This is a genomic window from Agrobacterium sp. ES01 (genome assembly GCF_050320885.1).
GTDB lineage: Bacteria > Pseudomonadota > Alphaproteobacteria > Rhizobiales > Rhizobiaceae > Allorhizobium.
The window spans coordinates 229,467-253,997 of the sequence record NZ_JBNQTH010000001.1 but is presented as its reverse complement, the minus strand read 5'-3'; the positions used below and the strand labels follow the sequence as shown (position 1 = coordinate 253,997).

Sequence of the window (24,531 nt, the reverse complement as noted above, 5' to 3'; positions counted from 1 at the left end):
AAATGCGGAACAAGCCTCTTCTAGACCGCTTTCCGTTCGCTATCAAGCCATCGTGGGAAAGCGATCAAATGTCCTCTTGTTCGACATATCGGCGCTCATATCGCAGGCCCATGCCTGTCAGCATTTCATAGCCGATGGTACCGCCGGCGCGGGCGACATCGTCGAGCAGCATGTTTTGGCCGAACAGTTCGACATAGTCGCCGATCTTGAATGCCTGCTCCGGAACATCGGTCATATCGAAAATGGTGATGTCCATGGTAATGCGTCCGATCACCGGAACCCGGTAGCCGGCGATAAAGCCGAAAGCCCCTTCGCTGACACTGTCGCGCAACGGGATGCCGTGGCCGGAGAGGGAACGCAGGTAACCGTCGGCATAGCCGACGCTGACAGTGGCAAGTCGGCTGTCACGCGAAAGCCTGTAGCTTGCGCCATAGCTCACCGTTTCCCCCGCCTTTGCAGAGCGTATCTGCAAAATGCGCGCCTCCGCCGTGGCCACGGGTCGCATCGGGTTTTTCACTCCCGACACGGCCTCACCGCCATAAAGGGCGATGCCCGGACGGGTCAGGTCGAAGTGATAGTCTGGGCCATGAAAAGTGCCGGCAGAGGCGGCCACACTCGCCTCGATACCGTCGAATGCCGCACGAACGGAGCGGAATGATTGCAGTTGCTGCTGGTTCATCGGGTGTTGAGGGTCATCGCCGCACGCCAGGTGGCTCATGACCAGAACTGGCGAAAAGCTCGCCGGGCGGGAGACGTCGCTCGACAGTTCCATGGCGGCCTCCATGGGCAGCCCAAGCCGGTTGAAGCCGGTATCCACATGCAGCGCGCAAGGGTGATCGCCATGGTTGGAGACGGCGGACATCCAGAAGGCAAGCTGCTCCTCCGATGCCAGAACAGGCACCAGATCATTGTCGAAGAAGGTTTGTTCCATGCCCGGCCAGACACCGGACAGCACGAAGATGCGCGCCTCCGGCGCATAGGGGCGAAGCGTTTCGCCTTCGGCGGGAACTGCCACGAAGAAGTCGCGCGCGCCGGCGTGATAGAGCGTGCGCCCGACATCTTCGATGCCCAGTCCATAGGCATCGGCCTTTACCACGGCGGCGGCGCGGGCCTTGCCAGAGCGCTTTGCCATGTCCCGCCAATTATCGGCAATGGCCGGCAGGTCAATCGTCAGGCGCAAAGGCGCTGAGTGGAAGTGTTCGTCGGGGTCGAAATTCATGGGGGATTGGGACATCGAGATTCACGAATAGGGGAGGAGCCTTGGGTTCGGCCGAACCTAGCACTTTTATTCAAGACCGAAAGGCTGCCATGCGCTAATATTTTGCCATGCACAATGTCTCGCAACAGGATGCCGCAACGGAAATGCCGCTCATAGGTGGAGAGCATGCCAGCTTCTGGCGTGACACCCGCTTTGGCGGCATGGAGTGCCTGAGTGCGACTTTCCAGACCCACGCCTATCCGCCCCATGCCCATGAGACATTCTCCATCGGGGCCATCGAAAACGGCAGCCAGATTGCCAGTATCAATGGGGCACGGGAAGAAACCGGCCCCGGCAATCTCTACCTCATCAATCCCGAAGTTGTGCACGACGGTGCGCCGGGTGCAGATGGCTATCGCTATCGAATGATCTATCCGGGCCACGACCTCTATCGCGATATTCTGGAGGATGTGGGCGGAAGGGCAGTTCACGGCAGTCCGGCATTTCAAAGAGGCCTGCCCAAGGATCCCGAACTCGCCGCCGCCTTTGCCCATGCCCACAGAGCACTGGAGCAAAAGGCCGGTGCCCTGGAGGGCGAGGAGAGCATGTTCCGCGTTCTGGCGGCAATCTTTGCTCGACATGGCAGCCGAATTACAGCACCTGTCGATACAAAGGAGCGCACGGCGGTGCGCCGCGCCCGCGACTATCTGAGCGACAATTATGCAACCGACATCGGATTGACCGAACTGGCCCGCATTGCCGGCCTGTCTCGCGCGCATCTCATCCGTGCATTTCGGCGCGAATATCACATTACGCCGCACGCCTTTCTGACCGATGTCCGGGTGCGCCAGGCGCGCGCCATGCTGATGCTTGGAAAGGCGATTGCCGATGTCGCCTTCGATTGCGGCTTTGCCGATCAGGCCCATTTCACCCGCCACTTCAAGGCGCGTACCGGCATCACCCCGGGCCAGTTTCGCAACGCCTGACACTTTCCTTCAAGACCGACGGATGTCGCACGTCTATTGGCAGAGACCCGATGCCAACAGGACGTGTTCATGCACCAGTGTTCCAAGATTGACGAATTTCTAAAGGGTGCGCGCCGCATCCTGCCCCTGATGATCGCAGTTGTTCCCGTCGGCGCGGTCTTTGGGGCCGTCGCTGCAACCAAAGGCCTGTCGCCGGCCGAAGCCACGCTGATGAGCGCACTGGTCTTTGCCGGAGGATCGCAGTTCGTGGCCATGGATATCTGGTCTCACCCCGCCAGTTGGGTCTCTGTCGGTTTTGCAGCTCTGCTCGTCAACTTGCGCCACGTTCTGATGGGGTTCTCCATTATTCCGAAACTGGAGAGGTTCAGCAAATGGCAAAAGGCAACAAGTCTGTTGTTTCTGGCCGATGAGATCTGGGCTGTCGCCGAATTTCACGGGCGCCAGACAAGGCTTACGTTTTCATGGTTTGCGGGTGCCGTGATGCCGTTCTACTCAGCCTGGGTCCTGTCAGCCCTGCTCGGGGCAATGCTTGGAAGCGGGATCGGAGATGCGGCGGTGCTTGGGCTGGATTTTGCCTTTCCGGCGGTCTTCATCATTCTCATTATGGGGTTCTGGAAGGGCAGGGATACAGGGCGGGTGCTCCTGGCCAGCGCCGGCTGCGCCTTGATCGTCCAGTATTTCATCCCCGGCGTCTGGTATATCGCTGCCGGCGCCGTGGGTGGCATGCTGGCCTCGGCTGTGTCGCCCAGACGCGCGGTTGAGACGTAAGATGACGATCGATCCGGTCACCCTCATCGCCATCCTCGCAATGGCTGCCGCCACTATCGCAACGCGCCTCAGCGGACTATTTCTGCATCGCATGATGTTCATGTCCGACGAGCGCAGGCGCGTGCTCGATGCCATCCCGCCGGCAGTCTTGGCCGCAGTCGTTACCCCAACGGCCCTCGCCACCGGTTGGGCAGAGACATTGGCCTGTGCGGTCACGGCCCTTGCGGCGAAACGCCTGCCGTTTCTGGCAGCCCTTTGTCTCGGCATAACCAGCGTAGCGGTGCTGCGCCGGCTGGGGCTGTGACAACCGGCATTAAGCACATTTGGTAGTTCTTCTGTGATGATAAACGCCCAGATGGTAACAATGCCGAACGGTTGCACGAAACAGGTGCAAGCCCGGTATCGCAATGGGGGCGAAGAGGGTGACGATACGGCAAGAAAAACAGAGTGACGACGCGCGAGCCGAAGTCGATTGCTCGTCGCAGCCTGTGCATGAGGCTTTCGCCAGCGACAAGACACCGCTGATCGTCGATCTCGATGGAACGCTTGTCAGGACGGACCTGCTCTATGAGAGCTTTTTTGACACCTTGTCGCGCGACCCCAAGCGTCTTTTCGATGCGGGCTTGGTGCGCGACTTCAGCCGTGAAGGCTTGAAGGCGAAACTGGCCACAACTTCGCGCATCGACTACGCGCAGCTTCCCTATAATGAAAAGGTTTTGGCGGTTGTCGAGGAGGCCCGAAAAGAGGGGCGCAAAACCTATTTGGCCACAGCCAGTCATCAAAGTCATGGCGAAGGTATCGCTGAGGCACTCGGTCTGTTCGACGGCGTCTTTGCCTCCGATGACAGTGTCAATCTGAAGGGCGCGCGCAAGGCTGAGTTGCTGGTCGCTCAGTTCGGCGAGGGTGGCTTCGACTATATCGGCAATCACGACAGCGACCATGAAATCTGGAAGCATGCGCGCCGCGCCTATAGCGTCGATCTGGCGGTATCATCGTCGAAACGATTGACCCGCGCGCACGCAGATCACGTGGTTGTCGAGGAAAGACGCTTCGACTTCAAGGCGCTGATCAAGGGTTTGAGGCCACACCAATATGCCAAGAACGGGCTGGTCTTTGTGCCGTTGCTGACGGCGCATCAGTTCAATCTCTTTGCGATCACGCATGCCTTGATGGCGTTCGCAGCCTTTTCGCTGTGTGCGTCCGGAGCCTATCTTCTCAACGATCTCCTCGACATTCAGTCGGATCGAGGACATCCGACCAAGAAGAACAGACCCATCGCTTCCGGTCGACTGCCGATTACGGTTGCGATCGCACTTGCACCCATTTTGACCGTTCTGTCCTTCTTGATCGCCTTTTTTGTTTCGCCCGCATTCTTGCTGGCGCTTGCCGTCTATTACGTCGCGACCAACCTCTATTCCTTCACCCTGAAGAAGCGGATGTTTATCGATGTCGTCGTCTTGTCTTTGCTTTACACGCTGCGGGTCTTTGCCGGAGCGGCAGCGATTGATGTCGTGATCTCCGAATGGCTCTTCGCGTTCTCTTTGCTCATCTTCACGGCGCTTGCGCTGGTCAAACGCTATGTCGAGCTCTCGACCCGACTCGACAAGGGGTTGGATGATCCGTCCAGTCGCAATTACAAGATCGCCGATCTGCCGATTATTGCTGCGCTTGCGGCATCGGCCGGCATGAACTCCGTCATGGTTCTGGCGCTTTACGTTTCATCGAACGACGTTGCCCGTGCCTATAGCCATCCACATATTCTGTGGGGTTTGTGCCCGCTATTCCTGTACTGGATTGCGCGCATCGTCATGCTGGCCCATCGCCGTTATGTCGATGAGGATCCCATAGCCTTTGCTCTCAAAGACGACCGCAGCTGGGCCGTCGGGCTGATTGCCATCGCGCTTGTGCTGGTGGCTCATTGAGCGGCGGGGACGAATGATGAACCCGGACCGCTGTCTATCGTGCAGGATTTCGCAAGCGAGGAAAGCGTCATGACCTCTGTGAGTGAAGCGCCGAAACGCGGAAGCCTTGGCCTGTTTGACGTTTCGCCCTGGATCGCCATCCTGCCGGCGACGCTGTTGACCTTCCTGTTTTCCGGCTATGCACCGATATTCAACAACAATATCTATCACCTGCCGATCATGCTGGAGAGCTGGAACTTGCCGCAGTTTCAGGATGATGCCTTCATCCAGTCACTGCGAAACTTCTCGTCCGGCTTTTGGCTTTTGTTCTCAGGCGTCGGCCACTACATCGCCCCGAGGGTTTTTCTAACTGTATGGCTTGGGGTCACGCATCTCGCTTTTTTGGCCGCAGGGCTGCATTTCGCCGGAAGTCTCGGCTATCGCAACCGCCGCCAATTGAACCTGTTCGTCCTGCTCTTCGCGGTCTCGTCGATGACGGTTGGGCTGACCGTGGGCGGCGGCGGGTTGATGCTCAGCAATTTCAGCCATTCGGAACTGGCCAACGCCACGATGATCTTCGGTCTCTCCTTTGCGTTGAGGCGGCAATATGGCCAGGCAGCAGTGCTCACATGCGCGACCTTCTTTCTCAACGCCTTCATGGCGGTATGGATGATCGCGCCATTGCTGCTGCTGGCAGTCTACCAGTTGTCGGCCGGTACGCTTTCCGTGAGCAAACTGCTACGCGATGGCCTTGTCGGCAGCGCCGTCGGCCTGATCTTCCTGCTTCCGCCCCTTTTGAACATCGTCAATAATCCCGAACTGGCCGCACCCCTTGATTTTTCCTATCCGGAATTCCTCTGGGATTTCTATCCGCCGCATTTCTTTTTGAACTCTGTGCCAGCGCGCGAATTGATAAAGCTGCTGGGATTGTTGCTGATCCTGTTCCTGTCGGTCAGGTTCCATGGCCGGAAATCCATGGAATTTCAGATGGTGGCACTCGGGGCTGTGGCAGTCATTGGCATTGGCGCGCTTGTGCCTGAGGTTACCGATGCGCGCCTTGTCCTCAACCTGCATCTGATCCGTGGTGCTGTGATGGTGGCGATCCTCGCGCCGCTCAGCTTGGCGCTGGTTGTCTCCCATTGGCTTCTTTTCCCGCAAAATACATTTCGAAAACGCTATGCGTTGATGCTGGCCGGTATTCTGATCGCGCCGATCCAGCTATCGCCCCTGGCGGTTTTGGTTCTGGGCTATGTTCACATCGCTGAAAGGCGGGAATCCAGGCCCAAGGGGCGAACGGACCGGTTTCTGCACAAGGTCGCCTGGGGGTTTTTGGCGCTTTGCATTCTGGCGGTGCCTGTCAGAGCTTACAAGGCGATCCGCATATCGAATGACGATAGGCAAGCTGTCGAGGCGTGGGGCGCCGTGGGGACGTGGGCGCGGCATGGGACGCCTGCTCAGGCCACATTCCTTTTGTTTCCTGTTGCCGAAGAATCTCCAGAGGTCGGATTTGAAGAGACCTCAATGCGGGGAATATGGTTCGCGGGAAAATTTGGCGCCGCGGTGATGTGGTCGCCGTCCTATTACCCGCTCTGGCAGAGCCGTATGATGGCGTTCACGCGCCTCACCACACCGCAGCAACGCCTGCAATTCGCGCAGCTGGCGGAGATCGACTATCTGGCAATGCCGTGCGATCGAACCGTCACGCAGGAACCGGCTCACCGCGAAGGCCCGATCTGCATCTACCGAACCAGTATGGCGACCGGCTATGCGTCGCGCTCCGGGGGCAATCTTCCATGAACTATCTTCTGATCCTGATCAGCGTGTGCCTGAGTGCCTTCTCCCAGGTCATCCTGCGCTACGGCATGACCCGTCCGCTGATCGTCGAGGCGATGTCGGGAAACGCCTCGCTTGCGGCGATCCTGATGGCAGTCGCCAAGTCGCCCTATGTGATCGCAGGTCTTGCCTGTTACGGTTTCGGCGCTGTCCTCTGGCTGTTCGTGCTGTCGAAGATCCCGGTTTCCTTCGCCTATCCCTTCGTGTCTCTCGGCATCGTGCTCACGACGATCACCGCCATCGTCGTGCTCCGGGAGAGTATCAGTATCAGCTCTGCCTTCGGCGTCATGCTGATCGTTGCCGGCATCCTGGTCATGGCACTCGGTCGGGGGCAGGTGGGGACGTAGGCCCGCTGAAACCTAGGTTTCTTCGTAGGGCGTAAAGCTTGGATCTGCCAGGTCTGCAAAGCGGGTGAATTCCGCCTGGAAGGCAAGCTTCACCGTGCCGGTCGGTCCGTGACGCTGCTTGGCGATGATCACGTCTGCCGTGCCCTTCACCTTGTCCATCAGCATTTCCCATTCTTCATATTTGGGATCTGAGGGATCGCGCGGCTCCATGTTCTTGACGTAATATTCCTCACGGAACACGAACAGAACCACGTCGGCGTCCTGCTCGATCGAACCGGATTCACGAAGGTCGGAGAGCTGCGGACGCTTGTCTTCTCGGCTTTCGACACCGCGCGACAGCTGCGAAAGCGCAATGATCGGAACATTCAGTTCCTTGCCGAGTGCTTTCAGGCCGGTGGTGATCGCGGTGATTTCCTGCACGCGGTTTTCACTCGACTTGCCGCTGCCGGTCATCAGCTGGACGTAGTCGACCACCAGGCAATCGAGCCCACGCTGACGCTTCAGACGACGTGCACGCGCGGAAAGCTGTGCAATGGAAATACCACCGGTCTGGTCAATGAACAGCGGAACCTTCTGCATGGTCTGCGAGAAGCCGACCAGTTTTTCGAAATCCTGCTCGGTGATGTCACCGCGGCGGATCTTCGAAGACGACACTTCGGTCTGCTCCGACATGATACGGGTTGCCAACTGTTCCGACGACATTTCGAGCGAATAGAAACCGACCACGCCGCCGTTCTTGGCCTTTAACGAACCATCCGGCTGAATTTCCGGCTCGTAGGAGGCCGCGATGTTCCAGGCGATATTGGTCGCAAGCGAGGTCTTACCCATACCCGGACGTCCGGCAAGAATGATCAAGTCGGAACGTTGCAGCCCGCCCATCTTGTTATCGAGCGACATGATGCCACTGGAAATGCCGGACAGTTGGCCGTCTCGGTTATAGGCTTCGCCTGCCATGTCCACGGCAAGGGCAACAGCGTCGTTAAAGGCCTGGAAGCCACCGTCATACCGTCCGGTTTCGGCAAGCGAGAACAGCCGGCGTTCGGTGTCTTCGATCTGCGCCTGCGGCGGCATGTCGAGCGGCGCGTCATACGCGATATTGACGACATCCTCACCGATCTGGATCAGCGAGCGCCGCAGGGCCAGGTCGTAGATGGCGCGCCCATAATCCTCGGCATTGATGATGGTCACCGCCATCGATGCCAGACGCGCCATATACTGCGCGATGGTCATGTCGCCGATCTTTGCGTCCGTTGGCAGGAATGTCTTGATCGTGACAGGATTGGCCGTCTTGCCCATACGGATGATCTCTGAGGCAACCTCGAAGATCTTGCGGTGTAGCGGCTCGTAGAGATGTTCCGGCTTCAGAAAGTCCGAAACACGGTAATAGGCGTCGTTATTGACGAGGATAGCACCGAGAAGGGCCTGCTCCGCCTCGATATTGTTGGGTGCCTCACGATAGTGAGGTTCCTCTTGCTTTGCGGGCACAATTTTCCGAAGGGCATCGCTCATGGCGGCGTTCATCAACTCGTGTTTGAGGCGTTGTTATGATGGTCACGGTTTGGCGTCGCAGCCCTCAGGAGTCAACATCAAAGCCGAACCTAATCAGATGCCACTTTGATGCCATTGGCGTTTTTCCTGTTGTCCAAAGTAATCCACAGCGTCTTGCCGATGACCGTCCAATATCGACCAATTTAGCGTGATTCGCCTTGCGCTGCGCAAGGGAATCTGAGTTGCGCAAAAATTGGAAAAAGTGCAAAGACAAAATATTTGCTATAAACGTTATGGTATATACATATGACTTGTGGTAATTATATGCAGACTGACGGAAAGCGCGCAGCCTGCTGCCACAATCCGTCGCACCAATGTCCCAAAAACGGTTAGCCTGTGAAATCCCCCTCCGCGTCCCAAACGCTGCCGTTCGCGGTAGCGGTGCGGCACAGGCAAAGAGAAAGCCCGGCTCGCATGAACCGGGCTTTCTTGTTTTCAGAAATTTCAACGAAGGCATGTGGGCGCTAAATCGCGCCTTGTTTGGCCAGCCGATGCTCAGCGCACCATCCGATCACCTCGGATAAAACGCTGAGCCAATCGATCGGTCTTACTTGTCGTCTTCGTCTTCTTCAGATGCTGCAGGTGCGTCTGCAACATCATCTTCGTCTTCGTCGCGGTCCGGGTTGAAGAAGTCTTCCGGACGCAGGGCGTCTTCGTCGACGCCGTAGATGGCATCAGCCGAAGTGAGGTCTTCACCCTTGGACTGGCGCTCTGCTTCATCAGCCGAACGGGCGATGTTCAGTTCAACCTTGATTTCGACTTCGGCATGCAGGTGGATGGTAACCTTGTGCAGGCCGATGGTCTTGATCGGATGCTGCATTTCGACCTGGTTGCGGCCGATTTCGAAGCCTTCTGCAGACAGGATCTCGACAACGTCGCGAGCAGCAACGGAGCCGTAAAGCTGACCGGTTTCGCCAGCGGCGCGGACAACGATGAAAGACTTGCCGTCAAGAACGTCGGCAACCTTCTGGGCTTCCGACTTGCGCTCAAGGTTGCGGGCTTCAAGCTGCGCGCGTTCGCTCTCGAAGCGGGCCTTGTTGGCAGCGTTGGCACGAAGGGCCTTGCCCAGAGGCAGCAGGAAGTTACGAGCATAGCCATCGCGAACCTTCACGGTTTCGCCCATCTGGCCAAGCTTGGCAATGCGTTCAAGCAGGATCACGTCCATTTTGGTTTCCTTTCGGTTGTGTTCAATTTGATCAGGGTTTCGGTTGATCTTTTCCAGACTTGCCGTTTGGCGTCAGAGCGACCGTACGGCCGGTGTCGGCAAGTCCGATGACGAGAAACAGGAAGAGCGGAAAAAACATCAGCAGCGACAGATATGCGATGATCAGAACGGGCGTGCGCCAGTCCTTGCCGCGTGTCCGGGCATGCATCGAGGCAAAGCCGGCCATGACAAAGCCGGCGCCAAACGCGCCACAGATGGTCGCACCGATCAGCGCTGCCGTGCCGCCGACGAAACAGGCAACAATGCCTGCTAGAAAGATGAAGAGCGCATTGCGGTTCATGCGCATGGCTGACGGAATGTCTTCGCGCGGACGCAAGGCATGGCCGGATGCCGCAACAATACGCGAGGCAATGTAAAAGGCCGCCGTCAGCATCATCACCCACATGCCGGCCTGGACGATCGGCAGCGCCATCAGCATCATGCCCTCGACCTGCATGATCTGGCCGGCATCCATGGACAGCGACGGATCTGCCGTGGTCGTCGACGTGATGATCATATCGACCATCTGCGACACCAGCTCGGGGCTATAACCGATCATGACCCCGAGCGCGATCACTGCAAGGCTCACGATGCCGCACAGGTGCAAAAGGATGTCAGACAGCGGATACCAGGCCATCAGATCGTCCGGACCGCCCAGTTCGCTTGCAGGCCGTGCCAGATTGGCCAGATGGCTGATCCAGCCAGCCGGAAGCAGGGTGAAGATGGCCATGGCCAGCGCAAACATGGGAGAGACGGTAACAGCGCCGACTGCAGCCGCAGTCACGATTGCCGTGACGGCGGCCATATTCCCCCAGCCGAGACCGACGATCAGGACGGGCAGGGCGGATGCGGCGTAAAGAATGGAAGACAGGGGCGGTTGCGCGCTCGCGCCCAGCACAAGCAGGACGGCGGTAATACCAGCAAGCATGCCGGTCAGCAGCAATTTTCCGTTCATGGTCTTCACAGTCGCTGTCCTGCCTTCAAGCAGTTAGGGGAGATATCCCCAACATGGGTTTTGTGCCTGAAAACAGGCGGTCGTTCTGGTCCGATCCGCGCCCAACGCGAAAGGGAGATGAGACCCGCTGAAATCAATCAGCGGGTCTCGGTATCACTTACGATACAACGTAAGGCAACAGGCCGAGGAAGCGGGCGCGCTTGATGGCCTTGGCCAGTTCGCGCTGCTTCTTCTGGGAAACAGCCGTGATGCGGGACGGTACGATCTTGCCGCGCTCGGAAATGTAGCGCTGCAGAAGACGAACGTCCTTGTAGTCGATCTTCGGAGCGTTTGCGCCGGAGAAGGGGCAGGTCTTGCGACGACGGTGGAACGGACGACGAGCCATATCAGCCATGGTCAATACTCCTTAAGCACGATCTTCGCGTGGGCGGCGTTCAAAGCCACCTTCGCGTGGGCCACGGTCTGGGCGATCGCCATCACGGCGCGGGCCACGGTCAGGACGGTCACCATCGCGACGCGGACGATCATCGCGATCGCGCTTCTGCATCATGGCCGACGGGCCTTCTTCGTGGGCTTCCACTGCGACGGTCATGTAACGAAGAACGTCTTCGTTGATGCGCATCTGACGCTCCATTTCATGGATCGCGGCACCAGGAGCCTCGATGTCCATGAGAGCGTAGTGAGCCTTGCGGTTCTTGTTGATGCGGTAGGTCAGGGACTTGAGGCCCCAGTTTTCTACGCGCCCGACTTTGCCGCCATTAGCTTCGAGAACACCCTTGTACTGTTCGACGAGGGCATCAACCTGCTGAGACGACATATCCTGCCGGGCAAGGAATACATGTTCGTAAAGAGCCATTGTAGACTTGCCTTTCTTGCGGTTATCAATACCCGGATCCGGCGCTAAGCCTCAACGACTGGTCCTGTTCGGATAAATCCGTAGGCAAGAAAAGCGTTGTTCGAGACGGTCGAGAGCGGAGACACGGGAGACCGGAACCCTGTGGTTCCTGCGGCTTTCGATGATGAAAACCAGCCCTCCGTTCAGCCACCAGCCAAATGACCGGGTATATGTGAACAGCGCGCTTATACGGATTTCTGGAAGGAAGGCAAGGGGCGGTGGAGCAAAAGCCCGGATGACCGCCCTTTGCGTTGCAATTCACACCGCAGCGCCGGATGTGGCGCGCATATGCGCCAGCGAACGCGAAGCCATATAAAAGGTGCAAAAGCCGTTGACCAGAGAATAGCCGAACACTGCGACTGCACTGCCTGTGGCGAGCGGAGCCATGGCAGATCCAACGGCATTGGCATAGTTGACGCAAAACAGCGTCATCATCAAAGCGAGACTGTGATATTCGCCGGCAAGCACAAGGCGACCGTCTGCCTGTCGATACGTATCCCGCGCCGGCCTGATCGACGACACGAAGATAACAGCCAGTATGGCACCGGCGGCTATGCCTGCAAGGGCAGGTTCGGCAAAATGCTCCTGCGCCAGTTTGGCGAATATCAATGCAAGGAATATGGCTGAGGGCAGGATGATCTGGACGGGCGACTTGACGTGGGGTCGTGTCCGTTTAACTCCTGAATAAACGAGATAGGCGAGAATGAGCCAGGCCCAGCCTGGTGTATTTTGAAGAACGACAAGGAACGTATGCATGGTGAAAACCCCTTTTCGGACGGTGGTGAGAGTGGCTGTTGGGGCAATCAGCGCATCGGTCGTGACGGTAGCAAGTCGGCATGCGTGAACGGTCGAATAAATGCGTGATTGGTCGCACTGTGCGGTCCACGCTTCGTGAAATGCGCAAGGATTATTCTTCTCCCCGCACATACGTCTTGTTGATTGCTGCCATATTTCTGATCGGGTTGTCGGGGCCGTTCGGCACATTCGCCTCACTCGGATTTGTAGAGCGCTATCTTTATTGGGCGGTGATGATCACATCGACCTTCGCCGTCGGTAATCTCGTCGGCACCTGGGTCCAGCAGCTACTTGGCGAGAAGGGCTGGACGCCAACAATGCGCTTTGTGCCGATCGGCGTTGCCGCCGGCATTGCCGTTTCAGTCGTCGTGGCCTTGGTCGACGCCGTTGTATTTGGCTGGAGCGGTCTGTCCACCGAACGGCTGCTTCAACTCCTGGGCTACAGTCTGCCGGTAGCCGTGGTCATTTCGGCGGCCATCGTCTTGATGCATGATACCGCAGCTGTGTCCGGTTCCGGTGACAGTGGCGATGATGCGCGCGAAAATGGCGTGCCGCGTCTTGTCGAGCGCTTGCCCTTCGACAAGCGCGGGCGGATCATTTCCATGTCGGTCGCGGATCACTATGTCGAGGTGACGACCGTTCGCGGCAAGGCAATGCTGCTGATGCGCCTTCGCGATGCAATTGCGGAGGTGGATGGTAACAAGGGTCTGCAGATCCACCGCTCTCACTGGGTTGCGCTCGATGGGATCCGCGCCGTGCATCGCGGTAGCGGACGCGTGGAGATCGAAACTGAGGTCGCAGAGCGTTTGCCGGTCAGTCGCTCCTATCTGGCCGATGTGCGCTCTGCGGGGCTTTTGCCGTAAACGCTCAAGCGAGGGCCGACAAAGTTCGCTCGATCACAACAGCGCGAATGTGTAGCCGGCATAAAGGGCGAGCATGATGACGCCGGCGCCCCGGCCGATTTTCCGCCCGAAGAAAAGCATACCGGCGAAAACCGCGGTCACACCCACCATCACCGGAACGTCAAAGGTCGAAAAGCGGCTTGCCACGGGGATCGGCAGGACCAGTGCGGTGATGCCGAGGATGCACAGGAGGTTGAAGATGTTGGAGCCCACCACATTGCCGATCATGATGTCGGAGTGGCGCTTCAGCGAAGCGCTGATGGCGGTCGCCAGTTCCGGCAGGCTGGTGCCCACGGCAACGACGGTCAACCCGATCACGGCCTCAGGAATGCCGAATTCACGGGCAAGCGAGGTTGCTCCGCGAATGAGAAGCTCGGCGCCACCGAAAAGGATGACGAGACCAAGGGCAATCAGCGCCGATGTGAAAGGCCAGGAGAGCATCTCTCCCTTGGCCTCTTCGGGAGTATCCAGATCCGGCTTTCCGCTCTCTTTGACATAGGTGTAGCCCAGATACGCGGCCAGCATGAGCAGCATGATGATGCCGGCAATGCGGCCGATATAGGAAAATTGCACGAGGCCAAGCACGACAAAGCTCGATGCCAGCATGACCAGCGCATCGCGCTTCACCGAGCTGTTCCAGTTGCTGATCGGATATATGATCGCGCTGACGCCGATGATCAGCATGATATTGGCAATATTGGAGCCGACCACATTGCCGATCGAGATATCGGATGCGCCACTGAAGGCGGCGCTGAGCGAGACCAAAAGCTCAGGCAGGGATGTCCCGAAACCAACGATCACCAGAGACACGACGAGCGTCGGGATATTGAGCTTTCCCGATAATGAGACCGCCCCACGCAAAAGCCATTCGGCACCGAAATAAAGTGCAACAAGCCCTGCGGCGATCAATAGGAAATCCATTCGTCTCTCTTTGTCTCTAGCGCATAAAGAAGGCGGCCCTTTCGGGCCGCAACTTCAGATGACATGGGAATGCGGGACGCGCATTCCAAGGTGACGCGGCACTTTTCCGGGGCTGGACGGAAAAACAATGCCGGACGTGTGAGCGCCGTTCAGATCGGAGCGGGATATTGCCGGTGAATGCGGGCAATTCCGTTCATCATTTCGGCACTCAAGGTGAGATCCGCAGCGCCGATATTGGTCTTGAGCTGTTCCATGGTCGTGGCACCGATAATGACGGAGGCCATGAAGGGGCGTGTGAGGCAGAAGGCCAAAGCCATGGCCGATGGATCGAGCCCATGCTCCCTGGCGAGGTCCACATAGGCCCGCACAGGAGCTTCCTGCAATGGCTGTAGGCGACCGCCGAGATCGGAGTTGATCGATCCGCGCGAACCGGCGGGTACCTCGCCATTTAGGTATTTGCCGCTCAACATGCCGGCGGCAAGCGGCGAATAGGACAACAGTCCGACATCTTCATGATGTGAAAGCTCGGCCAGATCCAGATCGTAGGTGCGGTAGAGCAGGCTGTATTCGTTTTGCACGGTGGCAATGCGCGGCAGGCCCTTCTGCTCGGATGTCGTCAGATATTTCTGTACGCCCCAGGTCGTTTCGTTCGACAGACCGAGCGCCCTGACCTTGCCGGCCTTGACCGCATCGTTGAGCGTTTCGAGGATCATCAGGATGTCGTCGGACGCTTTCTGGCGGTCCTGCTCCCAAGGGGCGTAGGTCCAGGATCGGCGGAAGTGATAGTGACCGCGATTGGGCCAGTGGATCTGGTAGAGATCGAGATAATCCGTCTTCAAGCGACGAAGGCTGGCGTCCAGCGCTTCACGAATGCCCTCGACGGTGATCGGGCCACCATTGCGGATATAGGGGCGTCCTGGGCCTGCAACTTTTGAAGCCAGCACCACCTTGTCGCGGTTGCCGTTCTTCTGAAGCCAGTTGCCGATAATCTCTTCGGTCTTTCCGTAGGTCTCCGGCGACAGCGGGGTCGTGGGGTAAAGCTCGGCAGTGTCGAAGAAGTTCACGCCTTGATCGAGCGCGTAATCCATCTGTTCGAAAGCGTCAGCCTCGTTGTTCTGGCTACCCCAGGTCATGGTGCCAAGGCAGATTTCCGAAGCCGAGATATCGGTGCGGCCAAGTTTATTATATTTCATGATGAAATTCGTCCGGGTCTATGCGAGTGCAGATCAGGGTTTGGAAGGTTCCGGGCGAATTTAGGGTTTTACGCGGCGGGTGCAAGCGAGCAGCGCATGTTTTATTGATTTCAACCGCCAGCCGCGGCCTGTTCTGTGTCTCTCCGGCATGGGGCAGGCAAGCCTCCGTTCAACTGCGCATCGGGGCTGAGAAGAACGCCACAAGCAGGGGACGCAAAGGACGTCTCACTTGACTCCCGCGCGCAGAATGTGAATTGGAGGGTCAAAATGACAGGGAAGGATTGAGCCCGATGACTGTGGCATTCACCTTTCCCGGCCAAGGCAGCCAGGCTGTCGGTATGGGCCGGGACCTCGCAGACGCCTATCCGGAAGCGCGCGCGGTATTCGATGAAGTCGACGATGCACTGGGGGAAAAGCTCTCCGCCGTCATGTTTGACGGACCGGAAGACAAGCTGACCTTGACCGCCAACGCGCAGCCCGCATTGATGGCGGTCTCCATGGCCGTCATCCGTGTGATGGAAGCCCGCGGCTTCGTGCTGAAGGACAAAGTGTCATTTGTGGCCGGCCATTCGCTCGGCGAATATTCCGCACTCTGCGCGGCGGGCACATTTTCCATTGCCGATACCGCCCGTCTTTTGCGCATTCGTGGCAATGCCATGCAGGCAGCAGTACCTGTCGGCGAGGGTGCCATGGCGGCCATCATCGGTCTGGAACATGGCGACGTCGAGGCTATCTGTGCCGAGGCGGCAGCGTCAGGCGCCTGTCAGATTGCCAACGACAATGGCGGCGGCCAGCTGGTGATCTCGGGTTCCAAGTTGGCCGTGGAAAAGGCTGCAGCTTTGGCATCCGAGAAGGGTGCCAAGCGCGCCATCATGCTGCCCGTCTCCGCACCTTTCCACTCGGCGCTGATGGGCCCGGCTGCAGACGCCATGCGCGACGCGCTGGGCACGGTCGAAAAGCATAGTCCGGTGGTGCCGGTGATTGCCAATGTTCGCGCCGCTCCCGTCTCCGATGCTGCACTGATCGCAGATCTTCTGGTCGAGCAGGTAACGGGTCAGGTCCGCTGGCGCGAGACGGTTGAGTGGTTCGCAGCCAATGGCGTTACAACACTTTACGAGATAGGCTCCGGAAAGGTTCTGACGGGAATTGCCCGTCGTATCGACAAGACTGTGACTGGCGTCACCGTCAGCACGCCCGCCGATATTGATGCTGCTTTGGCCGCTCTGATCGGCTGAAGGCTTACAAGAAACAAGGATATCCACAATGTTTGATTTGACCGGCCGCAAGGCCCTCGTCACCGGCGCATCCGGCGGTATCGGCGAAGAGATCGCCCGCCAGCTTCATGCCCAGGGCGCGATTGTCGGCCTGCATGGAACACGCGTTGAAAAGCTTGAGGCACTTGCCTCCGAACTCGGTGATCGCGTGAAGATCTTCCCGGCCAACCTGTCCGACCGCGCCGAAGTCAAGGCGCTGGGCGAGAAGGCCGAGGCCGATCTCGAAGGTGTCGACATCCTCGTCAACAATGCCGGCATCACCAAGGACGGCCTGTTTGTGCGCATGTCCGATGATGACTGGGATGCCGTTCTCGAAGTCAATCTCACCGCGGTCTTCCGTCTGACCCGCGAACTCACCCATCCGATGATGCGCCGTCGCTTTGGCCGCATCATCAACATCACCTCCGTCGTTGGTGTGACCGGCAATCCGGGACAGGCCAATTATTGCGCCTCCAAGGCCGGCATGATCGGTTTTTCCAAGTCGCTCGCGATGGAAATCGCCACCCGTAACGTAACCGTCAACTGTGTCGCTCCAGGCTTCATCGAAAGTGCGATGACCGAAAAGCTGAACGACAAGCAAAAAGACGGCATCATGGGTGCAATCCCGATGAAGCGCATGGGTAAAGGTGCCGAAGTTGCCTCGGCTGTTACCTATCTTGCGTCCAACGAAGCCAGCTACATGACAGGCCAGACCTTGCATGTGAACGGCGGAATGGCCATGATCTAAAACAGCTTGGCTCGCACTGGAACTCTGGACGCAATTGTATGTTGAGGGTGTTGTGAGGCATGATTTTCGGGCTTTGCGCTGACAGGAAAGCATGTTAAGCGGGCCGTGACTGTGAACAGTCGTCCCGAATTTACAGGCGGGAGCCACATAGTATACAGGCTGTCCCTGAATTGGGCGGGACTGAACGGGTTTGCCGATGAACGCGAAATTTGATCGCCTCATCGGTTTTAAAGCAGGGTAAGGGTCCATCACGGCACCCTTGTTAAAGATAAAGGTCGAGGAAACCGACATGAGCGATATCGCAGAACGCGTAAAGAAAATTGTTGTGGACCATCTCGGCGTTGACGCCGACAAGGTCGTCGAAGGCGCCAGCTTCATTGATGACCTGGGTGCCGACTCCCTCGACACGGTCGAACTCGTCATGGCATTCGAAGAAGAATTCGGCGTTGAAATTCCGGATGATGCCGCAGACTCGATCCTGACTGTTGGCGACGCCATCAAGTTCATCGAAAAGGCCCAGGCCTAATTGGTCTGTCAATGACGGAGCGGACAGTCATGTCCGCTCCCGCTAGGCCCGCCTCAAGCGGGCCTCACTGTTTCTAGATGGCATTTGTAGAAAAATACGGGGTGGACGATCGGCGATGAGACGTGTCGTTATCACGGGTACCGGAATGGTATCTCCATTGGGTTGCGGGACGGAAATCACGTGGAAGCGGCTTTTGGAAGGCCAAAACGCTGCCCGTCGTGTCACCGAGTTTGAAGTCGACGACCTGCCTGCCAAGATTGCCTGCCGCCTTCCATTTGGCGATGGTTCCGACGGAACCTTCAATGCCGATGACTGGATGGAACCCAAAGAGCAGCGCAAGGTCGATTCTTTCATCATTTATGCGATGGCTGCTGCCGATATGGCGCTGAATGATGCCGGTTGGCATCCGAAGAGCGACGAGGACCAGATCGCCACAGGTGTTATGATCGGTTCCGGCATCGGCGGCATCGAGGGCATTGTCGACGCCGGCTACACGCTGCGCGACAAGGGACCGCGCCGCATATCGCCCTTCTTTATTCCCGGTCGCCTGATCAACCTTGCCTCCGGCCAGGTTTCGATCCGCCACAAGCTGCGCGGCCCCAATCATTCCGTCGTTACAGCCTGCTCCACTGGCGCCCACGCCATTGGCGACGCAAGCCGTCTGATCATGCTGGGCGATGCCGATGTGATGGTGGCCGGCGGTGCCGAATCTCCCGTCAGCCGCATTTCGCTCGCAGGTTTTGCCGCCTGCAAGGCGCTGTCGACCGATCGCAATGACGACCCGACCAAGGCCTCGCGTCCCTATGACCGCGACCGTGACGGCTTCGTCATGGGTGAAGGGGCCGGCATCGTGGTTCTCGAAGAACTGGAACACGCCAAGGCACGCGGTGCCAATATTATTGCGGAAGTCGTCGGCTACGGCCTGTCGGGCGACGCCTATCACATTACCGCACCATCCGAAGATGGCGACGGTGCCTATCGCTGCATGAAAATGGCCATGAAGCGCGCCGGCGTCACTGCCGACGACCTTGACTATATCAATGCGCACGGCACCTCGACCATGGCCGACACGATCGAGCTTGGCGCCGTCGAGCGCCTTGTCGGCGATGCCGCCTCGAAGATCTCGATGTCCTCGACCAAGTCGGCGATCGGTCATCTTCTGGGGGCTGCCGGTGCCGTTGAAGCGATCTTCTCGGCGCTTGCAATTCGTGACAATATCGCGCCGCCGACCCTCAATCTCGACAATCCGGACGTCGAGACGAAGATCGACCTCGTGCCCCATAAGGCACGCAAGCGCGAGATCAACATTGCGCTTTCCAACTCCTTCGGATTTGGCGGCACCAATGCGTCGCTGATCCTGCGCAGATACGAGGGCTGACACCTGGCCGGTCGGCTACGGTTCCCGGTAATCTCGGCTTCGTATCATGCCCCAGAACCTGTATTTTGCCGCAATGGAACGGCAAGAGACAGTGACCCCGAAATGAAGAGGACGACAGGTGACCGACAACAGCCAGAACAGCGCGAATGCCGGCGGGCGTGGTAACGGGGAGGGCAGCAAAGGTCCCATCATCCCGAAGTCGCCGAATGAGGCGCTGCGTCCGGAACGCGTGCCGCAGCCGCCCAAGCGGTCGCGCAAGGCCCACAGCCAGCTTGTCATTTTCCTGAATTTCCTGATGACGATTGCAGTTGCGCTATGCATCGCAGCCGTTGCCGGCTTTTATTACATCATGTCGCTCTACCAGGAGCCGGGACCGCTGGCGACCAATGCCAATCTGGTCGTTCGAAACGGTGCGGGTCTGGCCGAGATCGCCAATACCCTGGAGCGAAACGGTGCGGTCTCGGACGCCCGCGTGTTCCGCTACGTAACGACCACCTATCTCGATGACGGCGACACGCTGAAGGCTGGCGAATACGAGATCAAGGCAGGCGCGTCGATGAAGGAGATCATGGAATTGCTGAAGTCCGGCAAGTCCATCCTCTACTCCTTCTCCGTGCCTGAAGGCTTGACCGTCAAGCAGATCTTCGCGCGAATGGCCGATGACCCCATTCTCGAGGGTGATCTGCCGGAAGAATTGCCGTCCGAAGGTAGCCTTCGCCCGGAAACCTACAGGTTCTCGCGTGGCACCGAGCGTAAGGAAATCGTCGGCCAGATGATTGCTGGCCAGAAAAAGCTCGTCGACGACATCTGGGAAAAGCGTGATCCTGATCTGCCGATCAAAACCCGCGAAGAGTTCGTCACGCTCGCATCGATCGTGGAGAAGGAAACAGGCAAGGCCGATGAGCGTGCCCATGTGGCATCCGTCTTCATCAACCGTCTGGAAAAGGGCATGCGCCTGCAGTCCGATCCGACCATCATCTATGGACTGTTTGGTGGCGATGGAAAGCCGTCCGATCGCCCGATCTACCAGTCCGACCTGAAGAAAGAGACGCCCTACAATACCTATGTGATCAAGGGGCTCCCGCCGGGACCGATCGCGAATCCGGGGCGGGCGGCACTGGAAGCGGTCGCCCAGCCGTGGAAGACCAAGGATCTGTATTTCGTGGCAGACGGCACGGGTGGTCACATGTTTGCTGCGACGCTTGACGAGCATAACGCCAATGTTCGCCGCTGGCGCAAGATCGAGGCTGAACGCGGCGTTGATCCCGACGTGGTACAACCGGCGGATCAGTAGGCAGTTGAGACTGCCGGGCAGGGGATAGAGTATGGCGCTTCAATCGATGACGGGTTTTGCCCGAAGCGAAGGCACCAGCGGTCGTTACCGCTGGGCATGGGAGCTGCGCTCCGTCAACGGCAAGGGGCTGGACCTGCGCCTTCGCCTGCCATCTGGAATGGAAGCGTTGGAGAATGATGCCAAGACGCTGGTGTCCAGCCGTCTGGCGCGTGGCAATGTGCAGATGGGGCTGAACGTCTCGATCAGCGAAAGCCGCATGAGCGCCAGGGTCAACCGCGACGTGCTGGATGCCGTTTTATCCCTGCGCGATGAACTGGGAGCGGATATCGTCGATCCGGCGCCGATGCGCATGGATACGCTGTTGCAGATTCGCGGACTGGTCGATTTCGAGGAAGAAAAAGACAGCGACGAGGCAATCGCTGCGCGCGACAAGGCCATTCTCGATGGCCTGGAGAAAGCAGCCATTGCGCTTTGCGATATGCGCAGCTCCGAAGGTGAGGCCCTTGGCAAGCTTTTATCCGCCCAGGTCGACAGGATCGAGGAGCTTGCGCTGGTCGTTGAAAACGATCCCTCGCGCTCGGTTGAGGAGATCGCGCGCAAGATCGAAACACAGATTTCCACGTTGATGGAAACTGCCACGAATCTCGACCGCGATCGCCTGCATGCGGAAGCCGCCATTTTGGCCACAAAGGCAGATCTGCGTGAAGAGATCGACCGGCTGAAGGCGCATGTCGCTGCTGCCAGAGATCTTCTACAAGCAGGTGTACCCGTTGGCAGAAAGCTCGACTTTTTGGCCCAGGAGTTCAACCGCGAATCAAATACAATATGCTCCAAGTCCAATTCCGTGGCGGTGACCGCCGCCGGTATTGAACTCAAGGTCGTGATCGACCAGTTTCGCGAGCAAGTTCAAAACCTGGAGTAACCCGCCTATGGCGAAACCCGCATCTATCGAGATTGCCCGCCGTGGCCTGATGCTCGTGATTTCCTCGCCATCCGGCGCCGGCAAGTCGACGATCGCACGCACGCTTCTTGCAAAGGACGGGAACATCGGGCTCTCGGTCTCCGTGACCACGCGAGAACGTCGCCAGAGCGAGATCGAGGGTGTGCATTACCACTTCGTCTCTAAGCGCGAATTCGAACGTCTGCGTGAATCCGATTCGCTGCTGGAATGGGCGGAAGTGCACGGCAATTTCTATGGCACGCCGCGTGAGCCGGTGGAAATGGCCATGGGCGATGGTCGCGACATGTTGTTCGATATCGACTGGCAAGGTGCCCAGCAGCTTCAGGACAAGATGTCAGCCGATGTCGTATCCGTCTTCATCCTGCCACCAACAATGGCCGAACTGCAGTCGCGTCTGCACCGTCGAGCCGAAGACACGGAAGAGGTCATCCAGACCCGTCTTGCCAATTCACGGGCAGAGATCGCCCATTGGCGCGAATATGACTATGTGATCGTCAACGACGATTTGGACAGCGCCTTCGATTCCGTTCAGTCGATCGTCAAGGCGGAACGGCTGCGCCGCGACCGTCGCCACGGTTTGTTTGACTTCGTCGATCATCTGGTGACCTGACGCTCACTGGTCGGTTGGTGTGCTTACTAAAGTCACAACTTATTGGAATGTGTAAATTTACTAAAATTAAATACACATAGCGCGATATTGCTCCTGAAACTGCAACCCCAAGTTAGCGGCGGATGGAGCACTTATGCGATTTATCGATATACCGGTGAGATGGCGGTTATGCGCCGCACTTGCATTTCCTTTGATGATGCTGACTGTCCTTTGCTATGTGCAGATCAGTAGCGCTTTCACGTCCTACAAGCATGCCAGACATATCGAGGCTGTTGGTGCGGATCTCGCTGTCATGGGTGATTTCATTCACAATCTCCAAGTCGAGCGTGGTTTGACTGCAGGGTTCCTCGGCTCCAAGGGCACCAAGCGTGGCGATGACCTGAAAGCCGCGCGCGCAGTGAACGACCAGAACCTGGCCTCGATTGACGCCGTGCTGAAGCATATCGAGAGCGAGGACTTTTCGGTGTTGTCGCGCGATGCAGCTAAGATCCGCGATGAAATGAACCGCATGCCGCAGATCCGCAGCGAGATTGATGCTTTGACCATGGCCGGCGGAGACGCCTTCGCATTTTACACCGGGACCATCTCGGATCTGATGGATTTGTCCCGGGAGTATTCGATGTATGGCGTATCAGGCGGAATTGCCAGCAAACTGGTCGGTTACAGTCTGCTGATGAATGCCAAGGAACTGGCCGGTCGTGAACGCGGTATGGGCAATGGCTTCATTGCCTCCGGGCAGTTCGATCCCGCCCGATACATGACTTTCGTCAGCATGTTCGGTGCTGAACAGGCGCTGCTGAATCAATATGTTGCTCTTTTGCCTGAAAGTGTGAGGAAGGAATTCCACCAGAGCCTGGCGACAAAGGAAGCCGAAGCAATAGACGCTGTTCGCGAGCAGATGTTTGCAGGTGGTTCGGGTGCTGATCTGAGCGGTCTGGATGCTGCGACATGGTTCGGTCTCACCACCAAACGGATCGACCAGCTCAAGCAGATCGAAAACGAGTCGCTTGCCAGCATACTCTCCGATGCAAGCGCAATTGCGTCCGCTGAACGTCAACATATGCTGACCGTTGGCGGTCTGACCGCGGTTGGTTTCGTGTTTGCGCTTCTTCTTGCCTGCACACTGGCCAACAGCATTTTGAAGCCGCTTGGCCAGTTGACCCGGACGATGGATGATTTGGCCGACGGAAAAGTGGATGTGCTTGGCATTGAAAGCGACCGCAAGGACGAGATCGGGATGATGGGACGTGCCGTCGGACGATATGCCGATCTTGCCGTAGAGCGAGCCAGGAAACAGCGCGAAGAAGAGATGAAGCTGGAGACTGCAGCACGGGCCAGGCGCGAGGAGGAGGAGCGCGAGCGTGCCGCGCGTGCCGCCGAAATCGCCTTCGCTGTAGAACAACTCGAAGGTGGTCTATCGGCGCTGGTTGCGGGTAATCTCGATCATCGTCTCGACAAACCGTTTGCGAAAAACATCGATGGCCTGCGGCTGAATTTCAACAGCTCCATGGACAAGTTGGGCTCGGTTATGGCCACGATCACCCAGAGCGCACAATCGATCAACAATGGATCGACGGAGCTGAAGCAGGCAGCCGATGAGCTTGCACAGCGTACAGAGCGACAGGCAGCAGCGCTGGAACAGGCCTCGGCCTCTCTGAACGAGGTGTCGGGCACCGTTGTCGATTCTGAGCGACGAGCCGAATCGGTCAGTAGTATTGTCGGCGAGGCCAGCAAGGAAGCGCGGCATTCGGAAACTGTGGTCAGCGACACGGTCAAGGCCATGGGACGTATTGAGGAGTCATCCGGTCAGATCAGCCAGATCATTGGCGTGATCGACGATATCGCATTCCAGACCAATCTGCTGGCGCTCAATGCCGGTGTCGAAGCGGCCCGTGCTGGGGAGGCCGGGAAGGGCTTCGCCGTCGTGGCGCAGGAAGTGCGCGAATTGGCGCAACGGTCAGCCACTGCCGCACGCGAAATCAAAGCCCTGATCCAGAGATCGGCCGAGGAGGTTCAGGCCGGTGTCAATCTGGTCGGTGAAACCGGAACGACGCTCAAGGGCATCGAGCAGCACGTGTTGCAGATCAATGAGGAAATTGCAGCCATTGTGCGCTCGTCGCGCGAGCAATCGACGTCGCTTCGCGAAATCACAGCCGCAATCAACCAGATGGATCAGGTCACCCAGCAGAACGCCGCCATGGTGGAGGAGACAAGTGCTGCCACGCACAGTCTGGCATCAGAAACAGATCGCCTGAATGGACAGGTCGGCATGTTCAGGACGACGCGTACGGCAACCGTTTCACGGGCAGCCTGAT

General features: G+C 58.1%; 24 protein-coding genes. 15 read left to right on the top strand and 9 right to left on the bottom strand.

Translation table 11 applies throughout. The annotated features are described in order from the left end of the window. Window positions 1–64: 64 nt before the first annotated feature. Complete coding sequence (alr, locus tag ACQQ2Q_RS01295; protein WP_428185210.1) at window positions 65–1,234, bottom strand: alanine racemase; 1,170 nt, start codon at window positions 1,232–1,234, stop codon at window positions 65–67. Between the two features lie 92 nt (window positions 1,235–1,326). On the opposite strand from alr, the gene ACQQ2Q_RS01290 reads away from it, so the two are divergent. The 6 genes from ACQQ2Q_RS01290 (at window position 1,327) to ACQQ2Q_RS01265 (ending at window position 7,033) form a co-directional block, all read left to right on the top strand. Beyond that, window positions 1,327–2,184, top strand: a complete 858-nt coding sequence (locus ACQQ2Q_RS01290; RefSeq protein ID WP_428185209.1) for an AraC family transcriptional regulator — start codon at window positions 1,327–1,329, stop codon at window positions 2,182–2,184. A 69-nt stretch (window positions 2,185–2,253) separates the two neighbouring features. Beyond that, entirely contained in the window at window positions 2,254–2,952 is a 699-nt protein-coding gene (locus ACQQ2Q_RS01285; protein WP_428185208.1) for an AzlC family ABC transporter permease, read from the top strand. 1 nt (window position 2,953) lies between these two features. Next, on the top strand, window positions 2,954–3,256 hold the full coding sequence (locus ACQQ2Q_RS01280; RefSeq protein WP_428185207.1) for an AzlD family protein: 303 nt from the start codon (window positions 2,954–2,956) through the stop codon (window positions 3,254–3,256). A 118-nt stretch (window positions 3,257–3,374) separates the two neighbouring features. Then, window positions 3,375–4,874 (top strand): UbiA family prenyltransferase, encoded by a 1,500-nt coding sequence (locus ACQQ2Q_RS01275; RefSeq protein ID WP_428185206.1) that lies wholly within the window; start codon window positions 3,375–3,377, stop codon window positions 4,872–4,874. Window positions 4,875–4,943: 69 nt separating this feature from the next. After that, entirely contained in the window at window positions 4,944–6,650 is a 1,707-nt protein-coding gene (locus tag ACQQ2Q_RS01270; protein ID WP_428185205.1) for a hypothetical protein, read from the top strand. Then, entirely contained in the window at window positions 6,647–7,033 is a 387-nt protein-coding gene (locus ACQQ2Q_RS01265) for a hypothetical protein (protein WP_428185204.1), read from the top strand. The genes ACQQ2Q_RS01270 and ACQQ2Q_RS01265 overlap by 4 nt, the downstream gene beginning before the upstream one ends. A 12-nt stretch (window positions 7,034–7,045) precedes the next feature. On the opposite strand, the gene ACQQ2Q_RS01260 is transcribed toward ACQQ2Q_RS01265, so the two are convergent. From ACQQ2Q_RS01260 to ACQQ2Q_RS01235, 6 genes are all read right to left on the bottom strand, one after another. Continuing rightward, on the bottom strand, window positions 7,046–8,542 hold the full coding sequence (locus ACQQ2Q_RS01260; protein ID WP_428185203.1) for a replicative DNA helicase: 1,497 nt from the start codon (window positions 8,540–8,542) through the stop codon (window positions 7,046–7,048). 586 nt (window positions 8,543–9,128) lie between these two features. Continuing rightward, window positions 9,129–9,746, bottom strand: coding sequence for a 50S ribosomal protein L9 (gene rplI / locus ACQQ2Q_RS01255; RefSeq protein ID WP_428185202.1), 618 nt, complete (start codon window positions 9,744–9,746; stop codon window positions 9,129–9,131). 31 nt (window positions 9,747–9,777) lie between these two features. Further along, the gene (locus tag ACQQ2Q_RS01250; RefSeq protein WP_428186456.1) at window positions 9,778–10,740 is read right to left on the bottom strand and encodes a DUF2232 domain-containing protein; all 963 of its coding nucleotides are present in this window, start codon (window positions 10,738–10,740) and stop codon (window positions 9,778–9,780) included. A 157-nt stretch (window positions 10,741–10,897) separates the two neighbouring features. Continuing rightward, a complete protein-coding gene (rpsR, locus tag ACQQ2Q_RS01245) occupies window positions 10,898–11,134 on the bottom strand; it encodes a 30S ribosomal protein S18 (RefSeq protein WP_428185201.1) in 237 nt (78 codons plus the stop codon). 12 nt (window positions 11,135–11,146) lie between these two features. Continuing rightward, the gene (gene rpsF, locus ACQQ2Q_RS01240) at window positions 11,147–11,596 is read right to left on the bottom strand and encodes a 30S ribosomal protein S6 (RefSeq protein ID WP_428185200.1); all 450 of its coding nucleotides are present in this window, start codon (window positions 11,594–11,596) and stop codon (window positions 11,147–11,149) included. A 297-nt stretch (window positions 11,597–11,893) separates the two neighbouring features. Then, window positions 11,894–12,391, bottom strand: coding sequence for a DUF6622 family protein (locus tag ACQQ2Q_RS01235; protein WP_428185199.1), 498 nt, complete (start codon window positions 12,389–12,391; stop codon window positions 11,894–11,896). Window positions 12,392–12,471: 80 nt separating this feature from the next. Here ACQQ2Q_RS01235 and ACQQ2Q_RS01230 point away from each other — a divergent pair, with 80 nt between their 5' ends. Next, window positions 12,472–13,293: a LytTR family DNA-binding domain-containing protein gene (locus ACQQ2Q_RS01230; RefSeq protein WP_428185198.1), complete on the top strand. Its 822-nt coding sequence runs from the start codon at window positions 12,472–12,474 to the stop codon at window positions 13,291–13,293. Between the two features lie 33 nt (window positions 13,294–13,326). Here ACQQ2Q_RS01230 and ACQQ2Q_RS01225 read toward each other — a convergent pair whose 3' ends face one another. Next, window positions 13,327–14,253: a calcium/sodium antiporter gene (locus tag ACQQ2Q_RS01225; protein ID WP_428185197.1), complete on the bottom strand. Its 927-nt coding sequence runs from the start codon at window positions 14,251–14,253 to the stop codon at window positions 13,327–13,329. A gap of 149 nt (window positions 14,254–14,402) precedes the next feature. Further along, window positions 14,403–15,446, bottom strand: a complete 1,044-nt coding sequence (locus ACQQ2Q_RS01220; protein WP_428185196.1) for an aldo/keto reductase — start codon at window positions 15,444–15,446, stop codon at window positions 14,403–14,405. A gap of 290 nt (window positions 15,447–15,736) precedes the next feature. Here ACQQ2Q_RS01220 and fabD point away from each other — a divergent pair, with 290 nt between their 5' ends. The 8 genes from fabD (at window position 15,737) to ACQQ2Q_RS01180 (ending at window position 24,530) form a co-directional block, all read left to right on the top strand. Next, entirely contained in the window at window positions 15,737–16,681 is a 945-nt protein-coding gene (gene fabD, locus ACQQ2Q_RS01215; RefSeq protein ID WP_428185195.1) for an ACP S-malonyltransferase, read from the top strand. Between the two features lie 28 nt (window positions 16,682–16,709). Next, window positions 16,710–17,447 carry a 3-oxoacyl-[acyl-carrier-protein] reductase gene (gene fabG, locus ACQQ2Q_RS01210; RefSeq protein WP_428185194.1) on the top strand — a complete coding sequence of 246 codons (738 nt, stop codon included), beginning with the start codon at window positions 16,710–16,712 and terminating at the stop codon, window positions 17,445–17,447. A gap of 289 nt (window positions 17,448–17,736) precedes the next feature. Beyond that, window positions 17,737–17,973 (top strand): acyl carrier protein, encoded by a 237-nt coding sequence (locus ACQQ2Q_RS01205; RefSeq protein ID WP_141147342.1) that lies wholly within the window; start codon window positions 17,737–17,739, stop codon window positions 17,971–17,973. Window positions 17,974–18,088: 115 nt separating this feature from the next. Continuing rightward, complete coding sequence (fabF, locus tag ACQQ2Q_RS01200; protein WP_428185193.1) at window positions 18,089–19,351, top strand: beta-ketoacyl-ACP synthase II; 1,263 nt, start codon at window positions 18,089–18,091, stop codon at window positions 19,349–19,351. Window positions 19,352–19,469: 118 nt separating this feature from the next. Beyond that, window positions 19,470–20,645 (top strand): endolytic transglycosylase MltG, encoded by a 1,176-nt coding sequence (gene mltG, locus ACQQ2Q_RS01195; RefSeq protein WP_428185192.1) that lies wholly within the window; start codon window positions 19,470–19,472, stop codon window positions 20,643–20,645. 31 nt (window positions 20,646–20,676) lie between these two features. Next, window positions 20,677–21,567, top strand: a complete 891-nt coding sequence (locus tag ACQQ2Q_RS01190) for a YicC/YloC family endoribonuclease (protein ID WP_428185191.1) — start codon at window positions 20,677–20,679, stop codon at window positions 21,565–21,567. A 7-nt stretch (window positions 21,568–21,574) separates the two neighbouring features. Further along, on the top strand, window positions 21,575–22,216 hold the full coding sequence (gene gmk, locus ACQQ2Q_RS01185; protein ID WP_428185190.1) for a guanylate kinase: 642 nt from the start codon (window positions 21,575–21,577) through the stop codon (window positions 22,214–22,216). 193 nt (window positions 22,217–22,409) lie between these two features. Then, window positions 22,410–24,530 (top strand): methyl-accepting chemotaxis protein, encoded by a 2,121-nt coding sequence (locus ACQQ2Q_RS01180; protein ID WP_428185189.1) that lies wholly within the window; start codon window positions 22,410–22,412, stop codon window positions 24,528–24,530. The last annotated feature ends 1 nt before the right edge of the window (window position 24,531 follow it).